This is a genomic window from Enterobacter asburiae, from assembly GCA_011754535.1.
GTDB lineage: Bacteria > Pseudomonadota > Gammaproteobacteria > Enterobacterales > Enterobacteriaceae > Enterobacter > Enterobacter cloacae_N.
Genome location: JAAQVN010000001.1, coordinates 1956144 through 1978989, shown reverse-complemented (window position 1 = coordinate 1978989; position 22846 = coordinate 1956144). Strand labels below are relative to the sequence as shown.

Below are 22846 nucleotides of genomic sequence, written 5' to 3'. Positions count from 1 at the left end.
TTGTGTGTGAAATAACTCTTTGACGGGAAAAATAAAAATTAATTAGCAGCTTTTTTAATGGCTGCCACAGCAGCTTTTAGTACACCTAAACCATCAATCTTGCCGTACAGCCCCGAGTCGATCACCTCGACCGGTTTATTCGGTAACAGTCGTTGAATTTCGGGCAGCATGTAGGCAATTTGAGGCCCCAGTAAAACAACATCGGCTTTCTGGCCTTTTTCGCCCGCCAGCGTCTCTGGAAACGCTTCAATCACCACAGGGACTTCATACTTTTCAGCCTGCGCGCGCATCTTTGACACCAGAAGCGAGGTTGACATGCCGGCTGAGCAGAACAGGTAGATATGTTTCTTTTCCATCGTAATTTCCCTCTTGTAGGACTACCTGCCGTCGCGCTATCACTCGACTCGCTGTCCCGGCAGACAGGTAGCTTGCATACTGTTGTTTATCGTTGGAGTGAGTATACGCAATGGTACAGACAGGGGATAATTCTGGATAGACTCAAATTGTCTCTCATTGACCTGGCTTGTTGACTCCCTTCACATTTCAGGCAAATAATTCGCGCAAAGAAATAAGATTTACGTATGCATAAAAAAACCGGCCCATGGGCCGGCTTATTAACATCGTCAGGCAAGCAGGGTTACTGCGCCTTAGGTGCCTGCGGATCGGTGTCGTATTCAGCACAGGTCTGATAGCCGGAGTTAATCACATGTCCGGTATCATCCAGCGCGACGAAGTAGGTCTCTGCCTTACCATCACGTTGACCCAGGATATAGGTCTGACACGTACCGCGCGCGTGAATCATGGTGACTTCAGAAGAAGGCTTGCCGGCGATTGCAGCCACCTGCGAACGGGTCATCCCTTTTTTAACGTCTTTAACCACGGGCTGGGTAAACTGATCCTTGGTGCGATCGTAAGCTGTACACCCTGCCAGCATCGTCAGTACCGCCGCTGCGCTAAGAATTCCTGCTACGTTCTTGTTCATATTCCGTCCTCTTGTTTATCAGCGTGTTATCTAAGCATGGAATAAAAAGTACTATTGTTCAACTTTGTGATTTATGCCAGACGAATTTCGGAAAATTCTAATAAAACAACGATAACCTGCTAAATCGCCGCAAATTAACGCACTCGAAACTGTGATCCTTGTCGTTTTCCGCTCAAAGGTTTAGTTTTAACAGTTAACACATTCTGTTTATGTTCTGCATATGGAGGGCATGATGGCTCTGCAACAAGAGATTATTCAGGCGCTGGGCGCAAAGCCTGCAATAGATGCACATGAAGAGATCCGCCGCAGCGTGGATTTTTTAAAGTCGTACTTAAAAAAGAACGCTTTCCTGAAATCCCTGGTGCTGGGCATCAGCGGCGGGCAGGACTCAACCCTGACCGGTAAACTCTGTCAAATGGCGATTTCAGAGCTTCGCGAAGAGACGGGCGATGACGCGCTGCAGTTTATCGCCGTGCGTTTGCCTTATGGCGTACAGGCGGACGAACAGGACTGCCAGGATGCCATCGCCTTCATCCAGCCTGACCGCGTGCTCACCGTCAATATTAAAGGCTCGGTGCTGGCAAGCGAGCAGGCGCTTCGCGAAGCGGGTATTGAGTTGAGCGATTTTGTGCGCGGCAACGAGAAAGCGCGCGAGCGCATGAAAGCGCAGTACAGCATCGCTGGGATGACCAAAGGCGTTGTGGTAGGCACCGACCATGCGGCAGAAGCGATCACCGGTTTCTTCACCAAATACGGCGATGGCGGCACCGACATAAACCCGATTTTCCGTCTCAACAAGCGACAGGGCAAGCAGCTGCTCGCCGCGCTGGGCTGCCCTGAGCACCTGTACAAGAAAGCGCCGACAGCGGATCTGGAAGACGATCGCCCTTCCCTGCCGGATGAAGCCGCCCTTGGCGTCACCTATGACAACATTGATGACTATCTGGAAGGCAAAACGCTGGATGAAGGTACCGCGAAAATTATCGAAGGCTGGTATCTGAAAACCGAGCACAAGCGCCACACGCCAATTACGGTGTTTGACGACTTCTGGAAAAAATAAAGCAAAGCGGTAACCAGGTTACCGCTTTTAATGTTTGCGCCCTCTCTCGTGGGAGAGGGTTGGGGTGAGGGCATCAGGCCGCACGTCCTGGCCGGGTAAGGCGTAGCCGCCACCCGGCTCTTTTTTAACCACAGCACACCTGCTACACTGTATACCTGAACAGTATATGGAGCAGTATGTGAGCAGGCGTCAATCCGCCCCGCGTCTTGAGTTTGAAGCGGCGGCTATCTATGAATATCCCGAACATCTCCGCCCCTGGCTTGAGGCGTTGCCCAAACAGCCGGGCGTGTACATCTTTCACGGTGAAAGCGACACCCTGCCGCTCTACATCGGCAAAAGCGTTAACATTCGCAGCCGGGTGTTATCTCACCTGCGTACCCCGGACGAGGCCGCCATGCTGCGCCAGTCGCGACGCATTACCTGGTTCCAGACGGCGGGAGAAATGGGCGCGCTGTTGCTGGAAGCCCGGCTGATAAAGGAGCAGCAGCCGCTCTTTAATAAGCGCCTGCGACGCAACCGTCAGCTCTGCTCCCTGCAGATCGCCGACGGCAAGCCGCAGGTGGTGTACGCCCGCGAAGTCGATTTTTCACATGCCCCTAATCTCTTTGGATTATTCGCAAACAAGCGTGCGGCCCTGCAGTCTCTCCAGGCGCTCGCCGACGAGCTGCAGCTATGCTACAGCCTTTTAAGGTTAGAGGGCACCACGCGGGGCCGTGCCTGTTTTCGCTCCGCGCTGAAGCGCTGCGCAGGCGCCTGCTGCGGGAAAGAGAGCCTTGAGGCGCATCACACCCGTCTCCTCAGCGGTCTGGCGGCCATCAGCGTCAACTGCTGGCCGTGGGACGGCGCCGTTGCGCTAAAAGAGGTGGGTGAAACCATGACGCAGTATCACATCGTCAATAACTGGCTCTGGCTGGGGGCTGTCGATGATTTAAGCGACGCGGCAACCCTGTTGCGCACCCCCGCCGGATTCGACCACGACGGCTACAAAATCCTCTGCAAGCCCGTCTTAGCGGGCAAGTTCGAGGTCATCGCGCTCAGTGACCCGGCAGCCAGTTAATTTCACTGAACAGCAGGGTACCCTGTGACTCCAGCAGACGCAGAGTATGGGTCCCCTCCTGCCAGCTGGCGCCCTGATCGGCCGTCAGCAATTTATCACCCAGCTGCCATGCCCCGCTTAATACAAACACCACGCCTCCGCGCGAGCCAAAGGTGGTAAAGGTACGATCGGCAACCCGTACCTTCGCCTGACAGCAGTCGCGCCGGGTCATGATGTTGAAGTCCATCGCCATCCTGCCATCGGAAAGCAGCGCCTTCACCGGCAAATCGCCGGCAAAACTGTAAGGCTGATGCTGTTTAAGGGTATGGCAGAACGCCTGACCGGCATCCAGCGTCACCTCCCCGCCTTCCAGCAGCGTAATTACCCGGTCGACACCGGGAAACGAAGAGAATTCGCCGTTGCTGGCGATGGTCGCGATACTGGCACGCCAGAAAAAATCGCGCGTCGCGGGAGGAATACAGCAAATTTCTCGCGTTTCGCCGGCACCATTGCGCCAGAGGCTGACCGGCATCTTACGAATATCAAAGAACTCCATCACCACTCCTGAATGGCACAACCCGTGCCAGGGCAAGGATATCGCTATCCTTGCAGTCTTGTTTGTTATCGTTAGAGATTCACAGACACAGTATCGGCAGCAGAGCGGGCAGGCCTTAGAGGAGCGTTAGTAAAAAAAGCTAACGCCATGACTCTACAAACATTCTCTGAAGCGACTACAGGAGAATACCGCGCTGGCGGCGGCAGACAAGAGGGCAGAATAGAAAAACCGCCGGTCCTGTCCACAGCGATTGCGCTTTTGTGGACAGGATCCCGGCGGTCTTAAGAGAGTGAACCGATTATTCGGTTGGTGCTGGCATTTTACCTTCCATCGCCGGACGTTCTGTCAGACGCTTCTCAAAATTGGCATTAAACTGTTTTTTCTGTTCCGGGGTCAGAATGTTGTAGATCTTGTTCTGGGTTTCCATGTGAGCCAGCATGCGGGCTTTATGCTGCTCGGCCATTTTGTCGATCTGCGCTTCAGCTTTCGCCTTATCGAAGCTGTCGCTGGCAATGATGTCATGCATTGCGCGGCGCTCTTCCAGCGGAGGACGCTTCATCTGGTCGCGCTGGCTTTTCATGATCTCGCGGATCTGCTGCTTCTGCGCGTCCGTCAGGTTCAGATCTTTAAACATCATCATTTCATGGTGCATACCCGGCTTGCCTTGATGATGCATCATCATTTTGCCCTCAGCCGGCGCGGCAGCGGTGGTTGCGGTATCTGCGGCGAACGCCATGCTGGTAGCGCCCAGAGCCAGGGTAGAAGCAACAAACAGTGCAGTAAACTTACGCATAATTTATTTCCTTTCTTTCAGTTATTCTTCGGCGCTATGCCGTGTTGACGAGATTAACTTTACGGGGTTTATCGTCAATTAGTCAGAGCAACGGTAAAACAATGAAAGTGTAAAAAACAATTTTTCGCCAAATGTGGAGGAAATAAGGATAAAGCGTGGAGAGTTGCAACAAAAAATATTCAAATCGATGATTTTAAATATATTTAGCAGAACTATAACGGAGTGAAGGTGAATAATAAAGCAATTCGCCAGGAATATTCCGTAAAACAAGTCAGAACGCTTTAATCGCTAAGAAAACATTTCTACTTCCCCTCCCGGATGACGAGAGGGGAAAGGTCAGGAGAGTTTTTCCAGCATCAGACCGGCTCGCAGGCCAAACGCCACTGTGGGGTTAGGGAACAGCACATATTCGGTTGTTTTCTGCACCTCATAACGATCTTCGCCATCTTCCGCAAGCAGCGCCCCTTTGCGAAACGGCGTGAAGTTCAGGGTATGCGCGGCCATATGAAGCTGGAAAGCATTGCTACGGCGGGTGATCTGCTGTACGACCCGGTACCGCTCAACGGGCTGATGTGCGTGCTCGGGAGCTGTCCCACCGAGCAGCTCCCGAAGCGCGAGACGCGTTGGCGCAAAGCGCGTAAGATCGTTCTGTCCGAACGGTAGTGCTTTTCCCAGCTCCAGCGTACAGGACAGCGCACCGAAGTTTTCACAGGTAAAGTGCGTAAACGTTCCGCCCGGCGACTGATGGAACACCAGCGCCTCCAGCCCGGCATCCCCGAGCCAGCTCAAAAAGCCCTCATCCCACGGCTGATTGCGCTGCGGCAGAACGCCGAAGCGCACATGGTAAGAGGCGCGGATCGCCGTATGCAGATCGAGATGCCAGCGCGCTGGCCCCACCGCGGCAAAAAACGTCGTCACGACGTTCTCCAGCCACTGAGCGCGCGCCGTTTCGTCGCTCTGCGGGAACTGCGACCAGCGACCGCCAAACATGCGGTTAATATCACTCACCAGGTACCGTTTGTTTTGCGCCAGCGCAGGCGGGTTGCCAAGCACCACCAGCACGCGGCACGCAAGGGTGATTTCTCCGCGATAAAGCGCGCGCAGCAGCCCATCGACAATCTCAACGGGTGCGGTTTCATTCCCGTGAATCCCAGTGGAAAGCAGCAGCGAGAGATCGCTTTTTGCGCTCGGCGTCAGCTCAAGCACCCCGCGCCCCTGCCACCGCCAGCGGAATGAGGGGCCTTCCCCCTCGCTCTGTTCCGGCGTTTCATCCGCCAGGGTCAGCGCCAGTAAATTTTCCATACCCACTCCTCTAGCGCTGGAACGGATAAACCGATCCCAGCTGCAGGATTGTCGATAACGCGTCCAGCGCCTCGCGCCCTTCGCGCAGCAGCTGCGGGTCGACCAGATCGGCCTGCGTTAACCGGTCGCGATAGTAGCGATCTACCCAGTCGTTCAGGGTGTTGAACAGCGCCTCATTCATCATCACAGCCGGGTTAACGGCCTGCATTTCATTCGACGTTAACACGACCCGCAGGCGCAGACAGGCGGGACCACCGCCGTTGGCCATGCTTTCGCGCAGGTCAAAGACGCGAAGCTCGTCAATCGGGTTATCGGCCTTCACCAGTTCAGTGAGATAGCGCCACACGCCCTGATGATCCCGGGACTCCTGCGGCAGCACCAGCATCATGCTACCGTCATCGCGGCTCAGCAGTTGGCTGTTGAACAGATAGGTTTCGACCGCGTCCTGCACGCTGACCGCCTGCGTTGGCACCTGAATCGGCATAAAGCCGGGCACGCGTTCGCGCAGCGTGGTAAGCAGCTTCTCCTGATGGGCAAAGGCCTGCTCATGACAGAACAGCACCTGGCGGTTGGATACAGCAATCACGTCGTTATGAAACACCCCCTGATCGATCACCTGCGGGTTCTGCTGGGCAAAAATAACCTGTGAGGGATTGACCTGGTTCAGGCGGGCCACCGCCTGGCTGGCCGCCAGCGTCTGACGCGCTGGATAACGGACCGGGGCGGAATGCCCGCCCTCCTCGCGCCCGTAAATAAACAGCTGCACGGCGGGATCGCCGTAATCGCCCCCCAGACGGTTATGGTTGGCCGCACCTTCGTCGCCAAACATCGCCACCTGCGGCAGGGCCTGATGGACCTCAAAATGGGCGTCATGCTTGAAAATGGCGCGCAGCACGCGCTCGGTGGTGTCCGCTTCGGTGGCGCGGTGGAATTTGTTGTTCAGGTTCGCCACCGTCAGGTGGACTTTGCCATCCAGCGTATCGGCTGACGGGGCGACGGTCGCCGCGTTGGCCACCCACATTGAGGAGGCGGAGCTCGCGGCAGAGAGCAGGTGCGGCGTCTGCGTGCCCGCTTTTTCGACCACCTGCTCATCGCTGCCGGTGAAACCGAGCTGGCGCAGCACGGCCACGTTCGGGCGTTCCTGCGGCGGGATCACCGCCTGCGGGAAACCGGCATCCGCCAGCGCCTTCATTTTTAGCAGCCCCTGCTTCGCCGCCAGTTTCGGGTTGGAGACCTGAAAGCGGTGCTTCGTCGAGGCTTCGTTACCAAAAGAGAGACCGGCATAGTGGTGCGTAAGCCCCACCAGCCCGTCAAAGTTAACTTCACGCGCTTTCATGTCGAGCCCCTTCGCTAAAGTCCAGCCCCGGGTTGAGCGTCTCCGGCAGCGTCAGCGCCGGGGTTTCCAGGCTCGCCATCGGCCACGCACAGTAATCGGCGGCATACCACGCGCTGGCGCGATGGTTACCGGATGCCCCTACGCCGCCGAACGGCGCGGTGCTCGCCGCCCCGGTCAGCGGTTTATTCCAGTTCACGATCCCGGCGCGCGCTTCCAGCAGCAGGCGATCAAACTTCTCGCGATGCGGTGAAATCAGCCCGCTCGACAGGCCGTAGCGGGTGTTATTGGCCATCGCAATGGCCGCGTCAAAATCGTCGTAACGCCAGACGCACAGCAGCGGGCCAAACACCTCTTCATCCGGCACGTTGCTCGCGCCACTCATCTCAACGATGCCCGGCGTCAGCAGCGAGGTACCCGGCTGAACCTGCTTCGGCTCCAGCAGGCTTTTCGCGCCGCGCGCGACGTGGTCCTGCCAGGCCTTCAGCACGTTCAGCGCGGCCTGTTCGGAAATCAGCCCGCCGATAAACGGTTGCGGGTCGGCATCCCACGCGGCAGGCACCAGACGCGCGCTCACCTCTACCAGACGTTTCAGGAAGGCATCCCCCTGCGCGCCGCGCTTGACCAGCAGGCGGCGAGCGCAGGTACAGCGCTGTCCGGCGGTAATAAAGGCGGACTGGATCGTCAGGTGCACCGCGGCGTCGATATCGTCAGGGTCTTCCACAATCAGCGGGTTGTTGCCCCCCATCTCCAGCGCCAGGATTTTTTCCGGCTGGCCCGCCAGCTGGCGGTGCAGCTGATAACCCGTTCCGGCGCTGCCGGTAAACAGCAGGCCGTCAATATCGCTCAGCGCACTGAGCGCCTGGCCGGTTTCCCGTCCGCCCTGCACGAGGTTCAGTACGCCCGGCGGCAGGCCAGCCTGTTCCCACAGCTTCACCACCGCCTCGCCGGTTAACGGCGTGAGCTCGCTCGGTTTGAAGATAACGGTATTGCCCGCCAGCAGCGCGGGCACAATGTGGCCATTCGGCAGATGCCCCGGGAAGTTATACGGGCCAAACACCGCCAGCACGCCGTGCGGACGGTGGCGCAGCGTGGCCGCGCCGTCCGGCATCTCGGTATGCTGTTCGCCGGTGCGGGTGTGGTACGCCTTGACCGAAATGGCGATCTTATTAATCATCGCCGTCACTTCGGTTGCCGCTTCCCAGCGCGGTTTACTGGTTTCAGACGCGATGATGCGCGTCAGTTCGGCTTTGTTCGCCTCCAGCAGACCGGCAAACTTTTCAACAATCCCCTGGCGCTCGGTGAAAGGATGTTTTGCCCACGCGGGAAATGCGCGGCGCGCGGCACGGCAGGCCTGCTCGACCTGCGCGGCGCTGGCGTCATTCCCCCTCCAGAGAACTTCTTTTCCAACCGGATTGGTCTTTGTGCGCTGTTCGCCTTCGCCCGTGACCCAGTCACCGTTAATCCATAATGTCATGCTGTTTTCTCCTCAGGGCAGAGACGCACCAGGCGAACCGTATCGCCGGCGTTACATTTCAGGGCATCCAGCTCAGCAGCCGTCAGCACCAGACGTTCACATTTCGGGTTGGCCCGCACCAGCATGGCACGGAAGTTGGCGTAATTTTCGTTCGCCACCAGGCAAGCCGGCCAGTCACCCGGCGCAGGCTGGCCTTCGGATACCTCAACCAGGCGGCTTTTGCGGATCGCGCGCACGCGGTCAATATCACACTCAAGCGTCGGTCCGCCGTCAAAGATGTCGACGTAGTTACGGTAGCGGAAGCCCTCTTTCTCCAGCACCGCACGGGCAGGCGCGGTTTGCGGATGCACTTCACCGATCACCGCCTGCGCTTCCGGCGTTAAGAAATGGGTATAGATAGGATGTTTAGGCATCAGCTCGGCAATAAAGGCTTTCTGGCCCGTGCCGCAGAGATAGTCCGCCCGGCTGAACTCCATCGAGAAGAAGCGCTCGCCCAGGCTTTCCCAGAAGGGAGAGTAGCCTTTGTCGTCGATCACGCCGCGCATCTCTGCCACCACTTTTTCATTAAAGCGATCGCGGAAGGCGGCCATAAACATAAAGCGAGATTTGGAGAGCAGATAGCCGTTGCCCTCTTTGCGCCACGCCGGGTCGAGGAACAGCGTGCAGAGCTCGCTGGCGCCCGTGTGGTCATTACAGAGAAACAGCGTGGGCAGCGCGTTATAGACGTTCAGCTCTTTCGAGGCATGAACCATGGTGCCGACGCGGTAGTTGTACCACGGGTCGTTAAGCCCGACGGCCACTTCGATGGCGCAAATCCCGGCCACGCTCCCCGTGTCGGTGTCTTCCAGCACGAACACGTAACCCTGTTCGCTTTTTGGCAACGTCCCCTGCCAGGTTTGCAGGGCGCGCTCAATGCGCGCCGACAGCGTTTTTTCATCGGCAGGAAGCGAGGTCAGCCCGCCTCCCGTCTTACCGGCAAGCTGCATGAGCCCGGCGATATCGTCGCGCTCAACGGGACGGATGACCATCATGATGACACCCCGGATTTCACCTTTTCACACGCCAGCGCAAAACGGTCCAGACCGGTTTGCACCTCTTCCTCGCTGACGATCAGCGCAGGCGCAAAACGCACCACGTTGGCACCGGCAATCAGCACCATCACGCCCACTTTTGCCGCTTCCTGTGAAATAAGTTTAGCTTTTCCGGCAAACTCAGCGGTGAGCTCGCAGCCGATTAACAGCCCCAGACCGCGAATTTCTTTAAACAGGCCAAGCTTGCCGTTGATGGCGTTCAGGCGCTCAACGAACCACTCGTGACGCTGTTTAACGCCCTTCAGCACCTCAGGTGTGTTAATGATGTCAAGAACCTGTCCGGCGACGGCGGTCGCCAGCGGGTTGCCGCCGTAGGTCGTGCCGTGCGTGCCCACGGTCATCACGCTGGCGAATTTATCGGTAGTCAGCGTCGCGCCAATCGGGAAGCCGCCGCCCAGCGCTTTGGCGGTAGAGAGCACGTCCGGCGTCACGCCGTAGTGCATATAGGCATACAGCTCGCCGGTGCGGCCCACGCCGGTCTGCACTTCGTCGAAGATCAGGACCGCGTTGTGACGGTCGCACAGCTCGCGCAGCCCCTGAAGGAATGCCTTTTGCGCCGGAAGCACGCCGCCCTCGCCCTGCATCGGCTCGACGATCACCGCGCAGGTGGTGTCGTTAATCAGCTCGCTGGCGGACTGCAGGTCGTTATAGATGCCGTGGCGAATATCCGGCGGCAGCGGGGCAAAATCCTGTGAATAAGAAGGCTGGCCGCCCGCGCTCACGGTAAAGAGCGTGCGTCCATGGAAGGCATTTTTAAACGCCACAATCCCACTTTTGTGCGTACCAAACTTATCGTGGGCATATTTGCGCGCCAGCTTCAGCGCCGCTTCATTGGCTTCCGCCCCGGAGTTACAGAAAAAGACTTTTTCGGCAAATGTCGCGTCAATCAGCTTTTTCGCCAGGCGCAGTGCGGGTTCGTTGGTAAAGCCATTGCCGGTATGCCAGAACTTCGCCGCCTGGTCATTCAGCGCCTGACGCAGCGCAGGGTGCGCATGACCCAGCGCATTGACCGCAATCCCACCTGCAAAGTCGATATACTCTTTACCCTGCTGATCCCACAGGCGTGAGCCTTCCCCGCGAACCGGAATAAAAGCCGCCGGAGCGTAAACCGGCATCATCCATTCATCGAAATTTTCACGCGTAATTGACAGAGACATAGCGACCTCATCCGGTAAATAAAAAGTTATTTGAATGTTAAATAATTGAGTGTTTGCATTGTGAATGTAGATTGCAGCCTTCGTGCCAGCCAGCGATAAAATTGCATAAACGGGTTGAGGTAACAGAATATCAACAAGTTACAACATGGAGTTATTCACTGTTAGTGCATAAAAAGTGAATATTTTTACGACAAGCGGCGCTTTGCCGCATGAAAATCAGAAAGAGTATGCAGAGGCCAAATATAATTCTGGAATTGTGATCACTCGCGAAATTTATCGGCCATTTACGCCCTCTTTCGGGGCGAAGCGCGTCAGAATGGTGCAAATATTGCACCACCGGCATGATCTGTCGCAGTTATTGGTCGAACCCAGTAACAGTTGACGCAAATTCTGCTACCATCCATGCACTATTCACCTTGCACTGGCAGCGACTATGAAATTTGTCTCTTTTAATATCAACGGCCTGCGCGCCCGCCCCCATCAGCTTGAAGCCATTGTTGAGCAACATCAGCCAGATGTGATCGGCCTGCAGGAGACCAAGGTTCACGACGACATGTTCCCCCTCGAAGAGGTGGCGAAACTTGGCTATAACGTCTTTTACCACGGTCAGAAAGGTCACTATGGCGTCGCGCTGCTCACCAAAGATACGCCGGTTTCCGTGCGCCGCGGCTTCCCCGGCGACGGAGAAGAAGCGCAGCGCCGCATCATCATGGCGGAAGTGCCTTCCGCGCTCGGGAACATCACGGTCATTAACGGCTATTTCCCGCAGGGCGAGAGCCGCGATCACGAGACAAAATTCCCGGCCAAAGCGAAGTTTTATCAGGATCTACAGAATTACCTGACGACCGAACTGAAAAAAGAGAATCCGGTGCTGATCATGGGCGACATGAACATCAGCCCGACGGATCTCGATATCGGCATCGGCGAAGAGAACCGCAAGCGCTGGCTGCGCACCGGCAAATGTTCTTTCCTGCCGGAAGAGCGTGAGTGGATGGAGCGCCTGCTGGGCTGGGGCCTGGTGGATACCTTCCGCAGTGCCAACCCGGAAACGCAGGATCGCTTCTCGTGGTTTGACTACCGCTCAAAGGGCTTTGACGACAACCGCGGCCTGCGTATCGATCTGCTGCTGGCCAGCACGCCGCTGGCAGAGCGCTGCATCGAAACCGGAATCGACTACGACATCCGCAGCATGGAAAAACCGTCGGACCACGCGCCAGTATGGGCTAAATTCAAGCTGTAATCGCGCGTGAACATGCGAAAAACACTTTTCCTGTGCGCCCTTCTGGGCGCATTTCTTATGACATTTGTCTTTCTGCCGCCTGACACGCTCTCTCTGGCAGGAATTAAAACGCATCAGCAGACGTTACTCTCCCATGTCGACCGCGCGCCGCTGCGTAGCGCGCTGATCTTCTTTGCGCTTTATGTTGCGGTTTCCGCCCTGTCGATACCCGGCGCAGCAGTTCTGACCCTGCTGGGCGGGGCGTTATTCACGCTGTGGGAAGGCACCGTGCTGGTTTCGTTTGCCTCCACGCTCGGGGCCACGCTGGCGATGCTCGCCAGCCGTTACCTGCTGCGCGACTGGGTGCAACGGCAGTTTGCCCGTCAGATGACAACGGTGAATGCCGGCATGGCGCGCGACGGCACGGGGTATCTTTTTGCCCTGCGCCTGATGCCGCTGTTCCCGTTTTTTCTGGTGAATTTGCTCATGGGGCTGACACGCATCACGGTGCGGCGCTACTGGTGGGTCAGCCAAGTCGCCATGCTGCCCGCGACGGTTGTCTTTCTGAACGCCGGGCGGGAGCTGGGAAAAGTGGCATCGCTTCGCGATATTTTGTCGCCGGGCATGGTATTCGCCTTTACACTACTGGGGTTATTACCGCTGGCCACGCGCCGGCTCTTATCCCGCTATCTCCCTTCTGCTAAAAAGTGAGGCATTATGCGCCGTGTGCGTTTTTGCACGTTTCTGACCGGTCTGCTGTTGGCAGCCCCCCTCTATGCCGCCGAAGGCTGGCAAACTGTTCAACAGCAGGCCAAAGGCCAGACCGTCTGGTTTAACGCCTGGGGCGGCGATCCGGCGGTCAACCGCTACCTTGAGTGGGTTAGCGGTGAGATGCAAACGCACTATGCCATTACGCTAAAAATCGTCCCGCTGGCGGATGCCGCCGATGCGGTCAAACGTATCCAGACCGAAGCCACTTCAGGGCGAAAGACCAACGGCTCGGTCGACCTGCTGTGGGTCAACGGCGAAAACTTCCGCACCCTGAAAGAGGCTAACCTGCTGCAAACCGGGTGGGCGCAGAGGTTGCCTAACTGGCGCTATGTCGATACCCGCAAACCCGTCACGGAAGATTTTGCCATTCCCACAGACGGCGCGGAGTCGCCGTGGGGCGGCGCGCAGCTGACCTTTATCGCCCGCCGGGTCAGCATGCCGACGCCGCCAGAAGATCCTCAGGCGCTGCTGGCGTACGCGCAGCAGCACCCGGGCAAAGTCAGCTATCCTCGCCCGCCCGATTTTACCGGCACGGCCTTTCTGGAGCAGCTGCTGCTGACGCTTGCGGCGCATCCCGAGGCGTTACAAAAAGCGCCTGACGCTACGTTTGCTCAGGTTACGGCGCCGCTCTGGGCCTACCTCGATAAGCTGCACCCGCTGCTGTGGCGTGAAGGAAAAGATTTCCCTCCCTCGCCCGCCCGGATGGATGCCCTGCTTGCCAGCGGCAGCCTGAACCTGTCGCTGACCTTTAACCCGGCGCACGCGCAGCAAAAAGTGGCGAGCGGCGAGCTGCCTGCCGACAGCTACAGCTTTGGTTTTCGCGACGGGATGCTCGGCAACGTGCATTTTGTGGCTGTTCCGGCCAATGCCAGCGCGAGTGCGGGGGCGAAAGTGGTCGCCAATTTCCTGCTGTCGCCGCAGGCGCAGATCCGCAAGGCCGACCCGGCAGTCTGGGGAGATCCGAGCGTGCTGGATGCGAAAACGCTGCCCGAAGGTGAAGCGAAACAGCTGATGGTCCATACGCCTCAGGGATTGCCGAAGATGCTCGCGGAGCCGCAGTCCGCCTGGGTGAACGCGCTGGAGCAGGAATGGCTGCGTCGTTACGGCACCCGTTAAGCTGGCTTGTCTGGCTGGCGATGGCGGTGATTTATCTGCCGATCCTGCCCGCTGGCGCCATGCTGTTCGCACCGGCCTTTTCCGTAACGAACTGGCAGCGGCTGCTGAACGATCCGCAGCTGCCGCAGGCAGCCGTAGCCACGCTGGTCTCAACGCTTATCGCCACGCTGGGGGCCTTGTTTATCGCCCTTTCTCTCGTGGCCCTTTTCTGGCCCGGCAACCGCTGGCGGCGCCTCAGCACGCGCCTGCCGTGGCTGCTGGCGATCCCCCACGTAGCCTTCGCCACCAGCGCGCTACTGCTGTTTGCCGAGGGCGGTCTGTTGTATCAGGTTTGTACCGTCTGTTCGCCGCCGTTTGACCGCTACGGCGCCGGGCTGGGCCTGACGCTCGCGGTCAAAGAGAGCGCGTTTGTGCTGTGGGCGATTTACGCCGTGCTGCCGGAAAAAGGGCTCGCGCAGCAGAAGATCGTCCTGCAGACCTTCGGCTACGGGCGTTTTCAGACGCTCAGCTGGCTGATCCTTCCGGCGATCGCGCCCGTTCTCGGGGCGGTGATGCTGGCGGTGCTGGCGTGGTCGCTGTCGGTCGTGGACGTGGCGATCGTTCTCGGGCCCGGCAACCCGCCCACGCTGGCCGTGCTGGCCTGGCAGTGGCTGAGCCAGGGCGACACGCAGCAGCAGGCAAAAGGGACGCTGCTGTGCCTGCTGCTCCTTTGCCTGCTGGCCGTGCTTGCCGCGCTGGGGTACGGTCTGTGGAAGGCCTGGCGTCGCGCGATTCCAGACCAGACAGGTACGCGTCGCAGGTCGCATATCGTGCTGCCTGAACGCGCATTCAGCGGGTTTCTGCCCGCCTGCGGCATCCTGTGCGCCGCCGTGCTGTTGATGCTGGCGCAACGGGACGACGTGGGTCCCGTGGGCATCAGCCTTTCCTTCGGTCTGCTTTCGAGCCTTATCGCCCTTATCGTCATTTTTCTCTGGCTGGAATGGGGGCCGCAACGAGGCGCGGCGTGGGTGTGGTTACCGCTCGCCCTTCCGGCCCTGCCGCTCGTCACCGGGCAATACGCGGTTGCTTTGCATCTGGGGCTCGATGGACGCTTTGCCGCCGTCCTCTGGAGCCATCTTCTGTGGGTGCTACCGTGGATGCTGCTGGTGCTGCAACCGGCCTGGCGGCAGATCGATCCCCGGCTTATCCTTACCGCCAGAACGCTCGGCTGGCGGCGGGAAAAAATATTCTTACTGCTGAAATGCCCCATGCTGGTGCGCCCTGCGCTGCTGGCCTTTGCCACCGGATTTTCCGTCAGCATGGCGCAATATATGCCGACGCTCTGGCTGGGCGCGGGGCGTTTCGCCACGCTGACCACTGAGACCGTCGCGCTCAGCAGCGGGGGCAGTATCCCGGTTCTCGCGAACCGTGCCCTGGGATTATTGCTCGTCACGGGCGTCGTATTCGGCCTTGCCGCGCTGTTATCCCGGCTCGCGGGCCGCTACCGTCAAGGATTACGTTAATGCTGAAGGTAAGCAATCTCACCATCGAACCGCTTTTCCGCGGGGTCAATTTTTGCGTACCCCGCGGGGAGATTGTCACCCTGATGGGGCCGTCCGGCAGCGGCAAATCGACCCTTTTTGCCTGGATGGCCGGCGCGCTGTCAGACGAGTTTCAGGCGCGGGGCGAAATGTGGCTCGACGAACGCCGCTGCGACGGTTTGCCCGTCGAATCCCGCGGTCTGGGCATTCTTTTTCAGGACGCGCTGCTGTTTGACCCGTTCAGCGTCGGGCAGAATTTGATGCTGGCGCTGCCCGAGCGGATCGTCGGACGCGCGCGTCGGGAAGCGGTCGAGCAGGCGCTGGCTTCCGCCGGGCTGAGCGGTCATTACGCCAGCGATCCGGCCACGCTTTCCGGCGGCGAGCGTGCCCGGGTTAGCCTGCTGCGCGCTCTGCTCGCAGAGCCGCAGGCGCTGCTGCTGGACGAACCGTTCAGCCGCCTTGATAAAGCGTTACGCACGACGTTCCGGGCATGGGTGTTTGACACCGTCCGCGCGCGCAATATTCCGGTGGTGCTGGTCACCCATGACGAGGACGATATTCCGCCCGGCGGCGAGGTGATGGAGATTTCTCGCTGGCAATAATGTGCTAACGCAATGTTTTCCGTTTCGGGAGAGACGACAATGCCCCCCTCTTTTACTGACGTCAGGTTATTCGATGAAACGTGTTTCTCAACTGACCGCGCTGGCCCTGATCTGCGGCCTCGCCTCTTTTTCCTCTCTGGCAGCTGATATGACCAATACGATGACGCTGTCTCAGCTTCAGGCACAGCACGGCGCGGCAATCGACACCCGCCCCAGCGCCTTCTATAACGGCTGGCCGCAGACCCTCAGCGGCCCATCCGGGCATGAACCCAAAGCGCTCAACCTGGCTGCCGCCTGGCTTGATGCAATGAGCGACGAGCAGATTGCGCTTTGGGCCAGGCAGCATCAGCTGACGCCGGGGACGGCCATCGCGCTATACGGCGACAGTGGCGCCAGCCAGGCGGTGAAAGCCCGCCTGGAGAAAGTCGGATACCGCCACGTTTCGCTTCTCAGCGATGCCCTGCAGGTGCCCGACCGCCTTCAGCGTCTGGCGCACTTTGAACAGCTCGTCTACCCGCAGTGGATCCACCAGCTCCAGCAGGGTAAACCGGTGACCGCCGCGCCGGCGGGCGAATGGAAAGTTATTGAAGCTGCCTGGGGCGCGCCGAAGTTTTACCTGCTGAACCACATTCCCGGCGCGGGCTACATCGACACTAATGAGGTGGAAAGCGAGCCGCTGTGGAATAAAGTCTCCGACGAAAGACTGAAAGCGATGCTGGCAAAGCACGGGATCCGTCACGATACCACCGTCATTCTGTATGGCCGTGACGTTTACGCCGCCGCGCGCGTGGCACAGATTATGCTGTACGCGGGCGTGAAGGATGTGCGCATTCTCGATGGCGGCTGGAAGGCGTGGTCAGATGCCGGTCTGCCAGTTGAGCGCGGCATGCCCGCTAAAGTAGCTCCGGCCGCTGATTTTGGCGCGCCGATCCCCGGCCAGCCGCAGCTGATGGTGGATATGGAACAGGCGCGCGGCATGCTGCACCGCCAGGATGCCTCCCTGGTCAGCATTCGTTCGTGGCCGGAGTTTATCGGCGAAACCAGCGGCTACAGCTACATCAAGCCAAAAGGTGAAATTGCCGGCGCCCGCTGGGGCCATGCGGGCAGCGATGCCACCCATATGGAAGACTTCCATAACCCGGATGGCACCATGCGCAGCGCGGACGATATCGCCGCCCAGTGGAAAAGCTGGAACATCCTGCCGGAACAGCAGGTCGCGTTTTACTGCGGCACCGGCTGGCGAGCGTCAGAAACCTTTATGTACGCCCGGGCGATGGGCTGGAAGCACGTCTCCGTCTATGACGGCGGCTGGTATGAATGGAGCAGCCACCCGCAGAACCCGGTCACTACCGGCGAGCGCGGGCCGGAAAGCACTCTCTAAGGGGCGAGTGACTTCAGCGTCACGTAGCCGCTCCAGATGCGCGTTGTGGTGGTCAGCCAGCACAGCGCGCCGAATATCCACGCGAACAGCGTAAAGTGGGCCGGAAACAGGCAGCACAGCACGAACAGCGCGATGGTTTCCGTCCCTTCCGTTAATCCGCCGATATAGTAAAACGACTTGTGCGCATAGCCGGGGTTGTCGATGTTATGCTTCGCGGCCAGCGCGGCAAAGGCCAGAAAACTGCTGCCGGTACCGATAAACGCAAACAGCAGCCAGGCGGCGGCCAGCGTATTCTCTGCGGGTGCAGCCAGCGCAAAGCCAAACGGCACCAGCGCGTAGAACAGAAAATCGAGGGCGATATCCAGAAACCCTCCCGCATCCGTCAGCCCTCTCCGACGCGCCAGCGCGCCGTCCAGACCATCCAGCAGGCGGTTCAGAACGATGGCAACCAGCGCCGCCAGATACCAGCCGAGGGCCAGAAACGGCAGCGCCAGCAGGCCGATGGCAAACCCGGCAAGCGTTAGCCCGTCGGGCGTAATGCCCGGCTTATCCAGCATGGAAACCAGACGGTTCAGAGCGGGCTTTACCCGCGGGTGCAGGTGACGGTCAAGCATCTGGCTTCCCTTTAAACGTGGCGCACAGCCCCTGAGCCGGAATATCCAGCGCGGCATTAAACCGGGCCGAGAGATTCTGAAAAGCAATGAGTGCCGTCATTTCAGTGATGGCATCATCCGTAAAGTGGCGTTTCATCGCCGTTTTGACGGCCTCATCCACCCGGGGTGGCGTGGCGGTCACCGCCTCCGCATAGGCCAGTGCCGCGCGCTCCTGTTCACTGAACAAGTCAGAATCAGTCCAGCCGCTCACGGCCTGGACTTTATCCAGCGCGCCGCAGCGCTCGGCCAGGCGCAGGCTGTTGGCATCAATGCAGAACGCACAGTGGCACAGCTGCGATACGCGCGTCATGAGCAGCGAGCGCAGCACTGGCGTCAGGCGCGCTTTTCTGCGCTCCAGAAAGGCCACGAACAAGGCGACCAGCCAGAACAGACGCGGCATGCGTCCCCACCAGCGCGTGGGGTTCAGCACGGCGCCGAAGTGTTTTCGCTGCGCGGCGGCAATGGGTTTTACGCTCGCCGGAAGGGTTGGGATGGGCTCTACCCAGGTGGACGTCTCTTTCACCTGATTCTCCTGATGGCTGGACTCTTTGAAAGGGCACGATAATATGGCGTTTTTCGCTATCAAGTATTGACGACCATGCTAAAAACAGTCGATGTCGTTGCGGCCATCATCGAAAAAGACGACAAAATTTTACTGGCGCAGCGCCCTGCTCACGCCGACCAGCCGGGTATGTGGGAGTTCGCTGGCGGCAAAGTGGAGGCCGGAGAAACCCATCCCGAGGCGCTTATCCGCGAGCTGCGTGAAGAGCTGGGTATTGAGGCACAGCCTGAGCAGTACGTGGCAAGCCATCAGCGCGAGGTATCACAGCGGTTAATTAACCTGCATGCCTGGCACGTGCCCACCTTCAGCGGAGAGTTAACGGCGCACTACCACAGCGCGCTGGTGTGGTGTACGCCGGAAGAGGCGCTTTGCTACAGCCTGGCCCCTGCGGATATCCCGCTGCTGGAGGCGTTTATTCTTTTACGCGCCGCCAGACCAGCGGATTCGTGCTGATGGTACGTTCATCGCGCTGGCACTGGAGCAGCACGCCATCGGCCTTCACGACGGCCCCTTCAGAATAGTTTTGATCCTGGTAGATGCAGCACTGGTTACACGGCTGCGCGCGCTGGCCGCTGGAGCTAAACACCTCCGGCGGCACATTCACTTCTACATCCGGGCGAATGCGGTCAGCCTGCGCGCCTGCGGTCAACATCAATGATAACGCGGCCATCACGTAACGGTTCATAGACTTCTCTTCCTGTTGTCTCCTGTTAATGACTATAACGGTAAATCGGGCAGAATCTTTAATTTCGCGCATCATCGCTTTTTGTTATGACGCGGCCCGGGTCATTAATTTCCCTTTCGGCATACATTTCCGCTTGCTTCACAAAGCGGTACGGGTGGTATAGTCAAAAAAACAACACAAATCGCATAAGCAACAGACATAAATTACTATAAGAGGTTCTTATATCTATGGATCAGACACGCTCTCTGGAAAGTTTCCTTGCCCATGTTCAGCAGCGCGACCCGCACCAAAGCGAGTTTGCTCAGGCCGTTCGTGAAGTAATGACCACCCTCTGGCCGTTCCTTGAAGAAAACCCGCGCTATCGTCAACTGTCGCTGCTGGAACGTCTGGTTGAGCCAGAACGCGTGATCCAGTTCCGCGTGACCTGGGTGGATGACCATAACCAGGTGCAGGTCAACCGCGCCTGGCGCGTGCAGTTTAACTCCGCCATCGGTCCGTTTAAGGGCGGCATGCGCTTCCACCCTTCCGTGAACCTGTCGATTCTGAAATTCCTCGGCTTTGAGCAGACGTTTAAAAATGCGCTCACCACCCTGCCAATGGGCGGCGGTAAAGGCGGGAGTGATTTCGATCCCAAAGGCAAAAGCGAAGGCGAAGTGATGCGTTTCTGTCAGGCGCTGATGACCGAGCTCTACCGCCACCTCGGCCCGGACACCGACGTACCGGCGGGGGATATCGGCGTGGGGGCCCGCGAAGTGGGCTTTATGGCCGGGATGATGAAAAAACTCTCCAATAACAGCGCCTGCGTCTTTACCGGTAAAGGGCTTTCGTTTGGCGGCAGTCTGATCCGCCCGGAGGCGACCGGCTACGGCCTGGTTTACTTCACCGAGGCAATGCTCAAGCGTCACGGCTTAGGTTTTGAAGGGATGCGCGTGGCGGTTTCCGGCTCCGGTAACGTGGCGCAGTACGCTATCGAAAAAGCGATGCAGTTTGGCGCCCGCGTGGTGACGGCCTCCGACTCTAAGGGCACGGTCGTGGATGAAGCGGGCTTTACGGCTGAGAAGCTGGCGCGCCTGTGCGAAATCAAAGCCAGCCGCGATGGCAGACTTGCCGATTATGCCGCAGAGTTTGGCCTGACGTATCTGGAAGGTAAACAGCCGTGGGGCGTGCCGGTGGATATCGCCCTGCCGTGCGCCACGCAAAACGAGCTGGACGCGGACGCCGCGCGCACGCTGATTACCAACGGCGTGAAGGCGGTAGCCGAAGGGGCGAATATGCCGACCACTATCGAGGCGACGGATCTGTTCCTGGAAGCGGGCGTGCTGTTTGCGCCGGGCAAGGCCGCTAACGCGGGCGGCGTGGCAACGTCCGGTCTGGAGATGGCGCAAAACGCCGCGCGTCTCGGCTGGAAGGCGGAGAAAGTGGATGCCCGTCTGCACCACATCATGCTGGATATTCACCACGCCTGCGTGGAGTACGGCGGTGAAGCGTCACAGACCAACTACGTGCGCGGCGCGAATATTGCCGGGTTCGTGAAGGTAGCGGATGCGATGATTGGGCAGGGTGTGATTTAAGGTTTATATCGTACGGCCGGGTGCCCTCACCCCGGCCCTCTCCCACAGGGAGAGGGAGAAAACCGGGCGTATCAGGCCGCGCTCTTTTTCTTTTTAAACGGTTTCTTCGCGCCGCTACCGGGTGCAACCATCCCTCTGAACGTTTTCACCGGCGTGCTACGCGCCTGATCGATCAGCTGGTAAAGCGTCCCGACCAGCGGCTGCATAAAGTCCTGGTAACGACACTGCTTCTCGCTGATCTGCGTCAGCACCGATTCCCAGTGTGCGGTCATGTCCGGCCGGGCGGCCAGCTCCGGCAGAGAGTGAATTAGCGCCCGGCCCGGTTCCGTTGAGTGGATGTAGCGTCCCTTTTTCTCGAGAAAACCGCGCTTAAAGAGCAGTTCGATGATCCCCGCGCGGGTCGCTTCCGTACCCAGACCGTCGGTGGCGCGCAGGATCTTCTTCAGATCTTTATCCTGCACAAAGCGGGCGATCCCGGTCATGGCGGAAAGTAGCGTCGCATCGGTGAAGTGGCGCGGCGGCTGAGTCTGTCGTTCAACCACTTCGCCTTTTTCACACAGCAGTTCGTCATCTTTCGCCACCACCGGCAGCGGCGTGCCGTCGTTCTCCTCGTCGCGCTCTTTGTTGCCGAGCAGCGTGCGCCAGCCTGCTTCCGCAAGGAAACGCGCCTTGGCGATAAACTTGCCTTTGGCAATCTCAAGCTCAATCACGCACTTACGGAATACCGCGTCCGGGCAGAACTGCATCAGGTACTGACGGGCGATCAGGTTATACACCTTCGCTTCGTTATCGGTCAGGTTGACGCTGCTGGCACGCGCCGTCGGGATAATCGCGTGGTGGGCATCCACCTTTTTGTCATCCCAGCAGCGGTTATGGGTATCCGGGTTAACGACGGGCTGCGGGAGCAGATCCGGCGCGTGGACGCCGATGGCGTTCATCACCGAGTGGCGTCCGGCAAAGTGCTCTTCCGGCAGATAGCGGCTGTCCGAACGCGGATAGGTGATCAGCTTGTGGGTTTCGTAAAGCTTCTGACAGATGTCCAGCACGTTCTGCGCGCTGAGACCAAAGCGCTTCGCGGCCTCAATCTGCAGAGCAGAAAGGGAGAACGGCAGCGGCGCGGGTTCTGATTCCCGTTTATCGTTATAGCTGGTGACGATAGCGGGCTGGCCGGTAATACGGTTGACCACGTGCTCCGCCAGCGGACGATGCAGCAGCCGCCCCTCTTCGTCCTGATACGACTCGCAGGCATCACTCGGCTGCCAGACGGCGGTAAAGCGTTCGTCTTTTGGCGTGACGATGTGGGCTTTCACTTCAAAGAAATCTTTGGCGACGAAGTTCTCAATCTCTTCATCGCGACGCACCACCAGCCCCAGCACCGGCGTCTGCACACGGCCCACGGAAAGCACGCCCTGATAGCCCGCGTTGCGCCCGAGGATAGTGTAGGCGCGGGTCATGTTGATCCCGTAAAGCCAGTCGGCGCGTGCACGCGCCAGCGCGGAGACGCACAGCGGGATAAATTCGCTGTTGGCGCGCAGACGCGATATGGCACGCTCAACCGCCTGCGGGTTGAGGTCGTTGATCAGGCAGCGCTGCACCTGCTGGCGCTTTTCCGGCGCCAGCTCAAGATAGTCCAGCACTTCGTCCACCAGCAGCTGCCCCTCTCTGTCCGGGTCACCCGCGTGGACCACTTCCGTCGCCTCGTGCAGAAAACGTTTAATAACGTTGAGCTGTTTGGTAACGGACGGGCGAGGCTGAAGGCGCCACTTTTCCGGCACAATCGGCAGATCGTTGAGGTTCCAGCGGGCGTAGCGGCTGTCGTAGACGTCCGGTTGCGCCTGCTCAAGCAGGTGGCCGATACACCAGGTCACCACCTGTCCGTTACCGCATTCGATAAAGCCGTCGCCTTTGCGATGCGGCTTAGGCAGCACGTCGGCAATGGCTCGGGCCAGGCTCGGCTTTTCGGCAATAAACAACCGCAT

The 22846-nt window shown here is 58.9% G+C and carries 23 protein-coding genes; 10 read left to right on the top strand and 13 right to left on the bottom strand.

Annotated features, from left to right (window positions below; genetic code table 11):
• Positions 1–38: 38 nt before the first annotated feature.
• On the bottom strand, positions 39–356 hold the full coding sequence (gene chbB / locus HBM95_09320) for a PTS N,N'-diacetylchitobiose transporter subunit IIB (protein ID NIH43128.1): 318 nt from the start codon (positions 354–356) through the stop codon (positions 39–41).
• Positions 357–637: 281 nt separating this feature from the next.
• Positions 638–982, bottom strand: a complete 345-nt coding sequence (osmE, locus tag HBM95_09315) for an osmotically-inducible lipoprotein OsmE (protein NIH43127.1) — start codon at positions 980–982, stop codon at positions 638–640.
• A 232-nt stretch (positions 983–1214) separates the two neighbouring features.
• Here osmE and nadE point away from each other — a divergent pair, with 232 nt between their 5' ends.
• Together nadE and cho are read left to right on the top strand one after the other, a co-directional pair.
• Entirely contained in the window at positions 1215–2042 is an 828-nt protein-coding gene (gene nadE, locus HBM95_09310) for an ammonia-dependent NAD(+) synthetase (GenBank protein NIH43126.1), read from the top strand.
• 178 nt (positions 2043–2220) lie between these two features.
• The gene (gene cho / locus HBM95_09305; GenBank protein NIH43125.1) at positions 2221–3099 is read left to right on the top strand and encodes an excinuclease Cho; all 879 of its coding nucleotides are present in this window, start codon (positions 2221–2223) and stop codon (positions 3097–3099) included.
• On the opposite strand, the gene ves is transcribed toward cho, so the two are convergent.
• The 7 genes from ves to HBM95_09270 all read right to left on the bottom strand — a co-directional run bounded on the left by ves (position 3077) and on the right by HBM95_09270 (position 10787).
• Complete coding sequence (gene ves / locus HBM95_09300) at positions 3077–3634, bottom strand: environmental stress-induced protein Ves (GenBank protein ID NIH43124.1); 558 nt, start codon at positions 3632–3634, stop codon at positions 3077–3079. The genes cho and ves overlap by 23 nt on opposite strands.
• Before the next feature lie 298 nt (positions 3635–3932).
• Positions 3933–4427 (bottom strand): ATP-independent periplasmic protein-refolding chaperone, encoded by a 495-nt coding sequence (spy, locus tag HBM95_09295; protein NIH43123.1) that lies wholly within the window; start codon positions 4425–4427, stop codon positions 3933–3935.
• Between the two features lie 336 nt (positions 4428–4763).
• Positions 4764–5729: a succinylglutamate desuccinylase gene (astE, locus tag HBM95_09290; GenBank protein ID NIH43122.1), complete on the bottom strand. Its 966-nt coding sequence runs from the start codon at positions 5727–5729 to the stop codon at positions 4764–4766.
• 10 nt (positions 5730–5739) lie between these two features.
• Positions 5740–7065 (bottom strand): N-succinylarginine dihydrolase, encoded by a 1326-nt coding sequence (astB, locus tag HBM95_09285; GenBank protein ID NIH43121.1) that lies wholly within the window; start codon positions 7063–7065, stop codon positions 5740–5742.
• On the bottom strand, positions 7052–8539 hold the full coding sequence (gene astD, locus HBM95_09280) for a succinylglutamate-semialdehyde dehydrogenase (protein ID NIH43120.1): 1488 nt from the start codon (positions 8537–8539) through the stop codon (positions 7052–7054). The genes astB and astD overlap by 14 nt, the downstream gene beginning before the upstream one ends.
• Positions 8536–9570, bottom strand: a complete 1035-nt coding sequence (gene astA, locus HBM95_09275) for an arginine N-succinyltransferase (protein ID NIH43119.1) — start codon at positions 9568–9570, stop codon at positions 8536–8538. The genes astD and astA overlap by 4 nt, the downstream gene beginning before the upstream one ends.
• A complete protein-coding gene (locus HBM95_09270) occupies positions 9567–10787 on the bottom strand; it encodes an aspartate aminotransferase family protein (GenBank protein NIH43118.1) in 1221 nt (406 codons plus the stop codon). The genes astA and HBM95_09270 overlap by 4 nt, the downstream gene beginning before the upstream one ends.
• 433 nt (positions 10788–11220) lie before the next feature.
• On the opposite strand from HBM95_09270, the gene xthA reads away from it, so the two are divergent.
• The 6 genes from xthA to HBM95_09240 all read left to right on the top strand — a co-directional run bounded on the left by xthA (position 11221) and on the right by HBM95_09240 (position 17396).
• Positions 11221–12027, top strand: a complete 807-nt coding sequence (gene xthA / locus HBM95_09265) for an exodeoxyribonuclease III (GenBank protein NIH43117.1) — start codon at positions 11221–11223, stop codon at positions 12025–12027.
• A gap of 6 nt (positions 12028–12033) precedes the next feature.
• On the top strand, positions 12034–12717 hold the full coding sequence (locus HBM95_09260; GenBank protein NIH43116.1) for a TVP38/TMEM64 family protein: 684 nt from the start codon (positions 12034–12036) through the stop codon (positions 12715–12717).
• Between the two features lie 6 nt (positions 12718–12723).
• Entirely contained in the window at positions 12724–13893 is a 1170-nt protein-coding gene (locus tag HBM95_09255) for an ABC transporter substrate-binding protein (protein ID NIH43115.1), read from the top strand.
• The gene (locus HBM95_09250; protein ID NIH43114.1) at positions 13866–15395 is read left to right on the top strand and encodes a thiamine ABC transporter permease; all 1530 of its coding nucleotides are present in this window, start codon (positions 13866–13868) and stop codon (positions 15393–15395) included. The genes HBM95_09255 and HBM95_09250 overlap by 28 nt, the downstream gene beginning before the upstream one ends.
• Positions 15395–16015, top strand: coding sequence for an ATP-binding cassette domain-containing protein (locus tag HBM95_09245; GenBank protein ID NIH43113.1), 621 nt, complete (start codon positions 15395–15397; stop codon positions 16013–16015). Before HBM95_09250 ends, HBM95_09245 begins: the two co-directional genes overlap by 1 nt.
• Before the next feature lie 73 nt (positions 16016–16088).
• A complete protein-coding gene (locus HBM95_09240) occupies positions 16089–17396 on the top strand; it encodes a sulfurtransferase (GenBank protein ID NIH43112.1) in 1308 nt (435 codons plus the stop codon).
• On the opposite strand, the gene HBM95_09235 is transcribed toward HBM95_09240, so the two are convergent.
• Positions 17393–18010 carry a CDP-alcohol phosphatidyltransferase family protein gene (locus HBM95_09235; GenBank protein NIH43111.1) on the bottom strand — a complete coding sequence of 206 codons (618 nt, stop codon included), beginning with the start codon at positions 18008–18010 and terminating at the stop codon, positions 17393–17395. The two genes, HBM95_09240 and HBM95_09235, sit on opposite strands and share 4 nt — an antisense overlap.
• Positions 18003–18572, bottom strand: coding sequence for a carboxymuconolactone decarboxylase family protein (locus HBM95_09230; protein ID NIH43110.1), 570 nt, complete (start codon positions 18570–18572; stop codon positions 18003–18005). The genes HBM95_09235 and HBM95_09230 overlap by 8 nt, the downstream gene beginning before the upstream one ends.
• A 75-nt stretch (positions 18573–18647) precedes the next feature.
• On the opposite strand from HBM95_09230, the gene HBM95_09225 reads away from it, so the two are divergent.
• Positions 18648–19064: a pyrimidine (deoxy)nucleoside triphosphate diphosphatase gene (locus HBM95_09225; protein NIH43109.1), complete on the top strand. Its 417-nt coding sequence runs from the start codon at positions 18648–18650 to the stop codon at positions 19062–19064.
• Here the strand turns inward: HBM95_09225 and HBM95_09220 are convergent.
• Positions 19024–19296 carry a YnjH family protein gene (locus HBM95_09220; GenBank protein NIH43108.1) on the bottom strand — a complete coding sequence of 91 codons (273 nt, stop codon included), beginning with the start codon at positions 19294–19296 and terminating at the stop codon, positions 19024–19026. The two genes, HBM95_09225 and HBM95_09220, sit on opposite strands and share 41 nt — an antisense overlap.
• A gap of 227 nt (positions 19297–19523) precedes the next feature.
• Between HBM95_09220 and gdhA the strand changes: the two genes are divergently transcribed.
• The gene (gdhA, locus tag HBM95_09215) at positions 19524–20867 is read left to right on the top strand and encodes an NADP-specific glutamate dehydrogenase (GenBank protein ID NIH43107.1); all 1344 of its coding nucleotides are present in this window, start codon (positions 19524–19526) and stop codon (positions 20865–20867) included.
• A gap of 71 nt (positions 20868–20938) precedes the next feature.
• On the opposite strand, the gene HBM95_09210 is transcribed toward gdhA, so the two are convergent.
• Positions 20939–22846 (bottom strand): DNA topoisomerase III, encoded by a 1908-nt coding sequence (locus tag HBM95_09210; protein NIH43106.1) that lies wholly within the window; start codon positions 22844–22846, stop codon positions 20939–20941.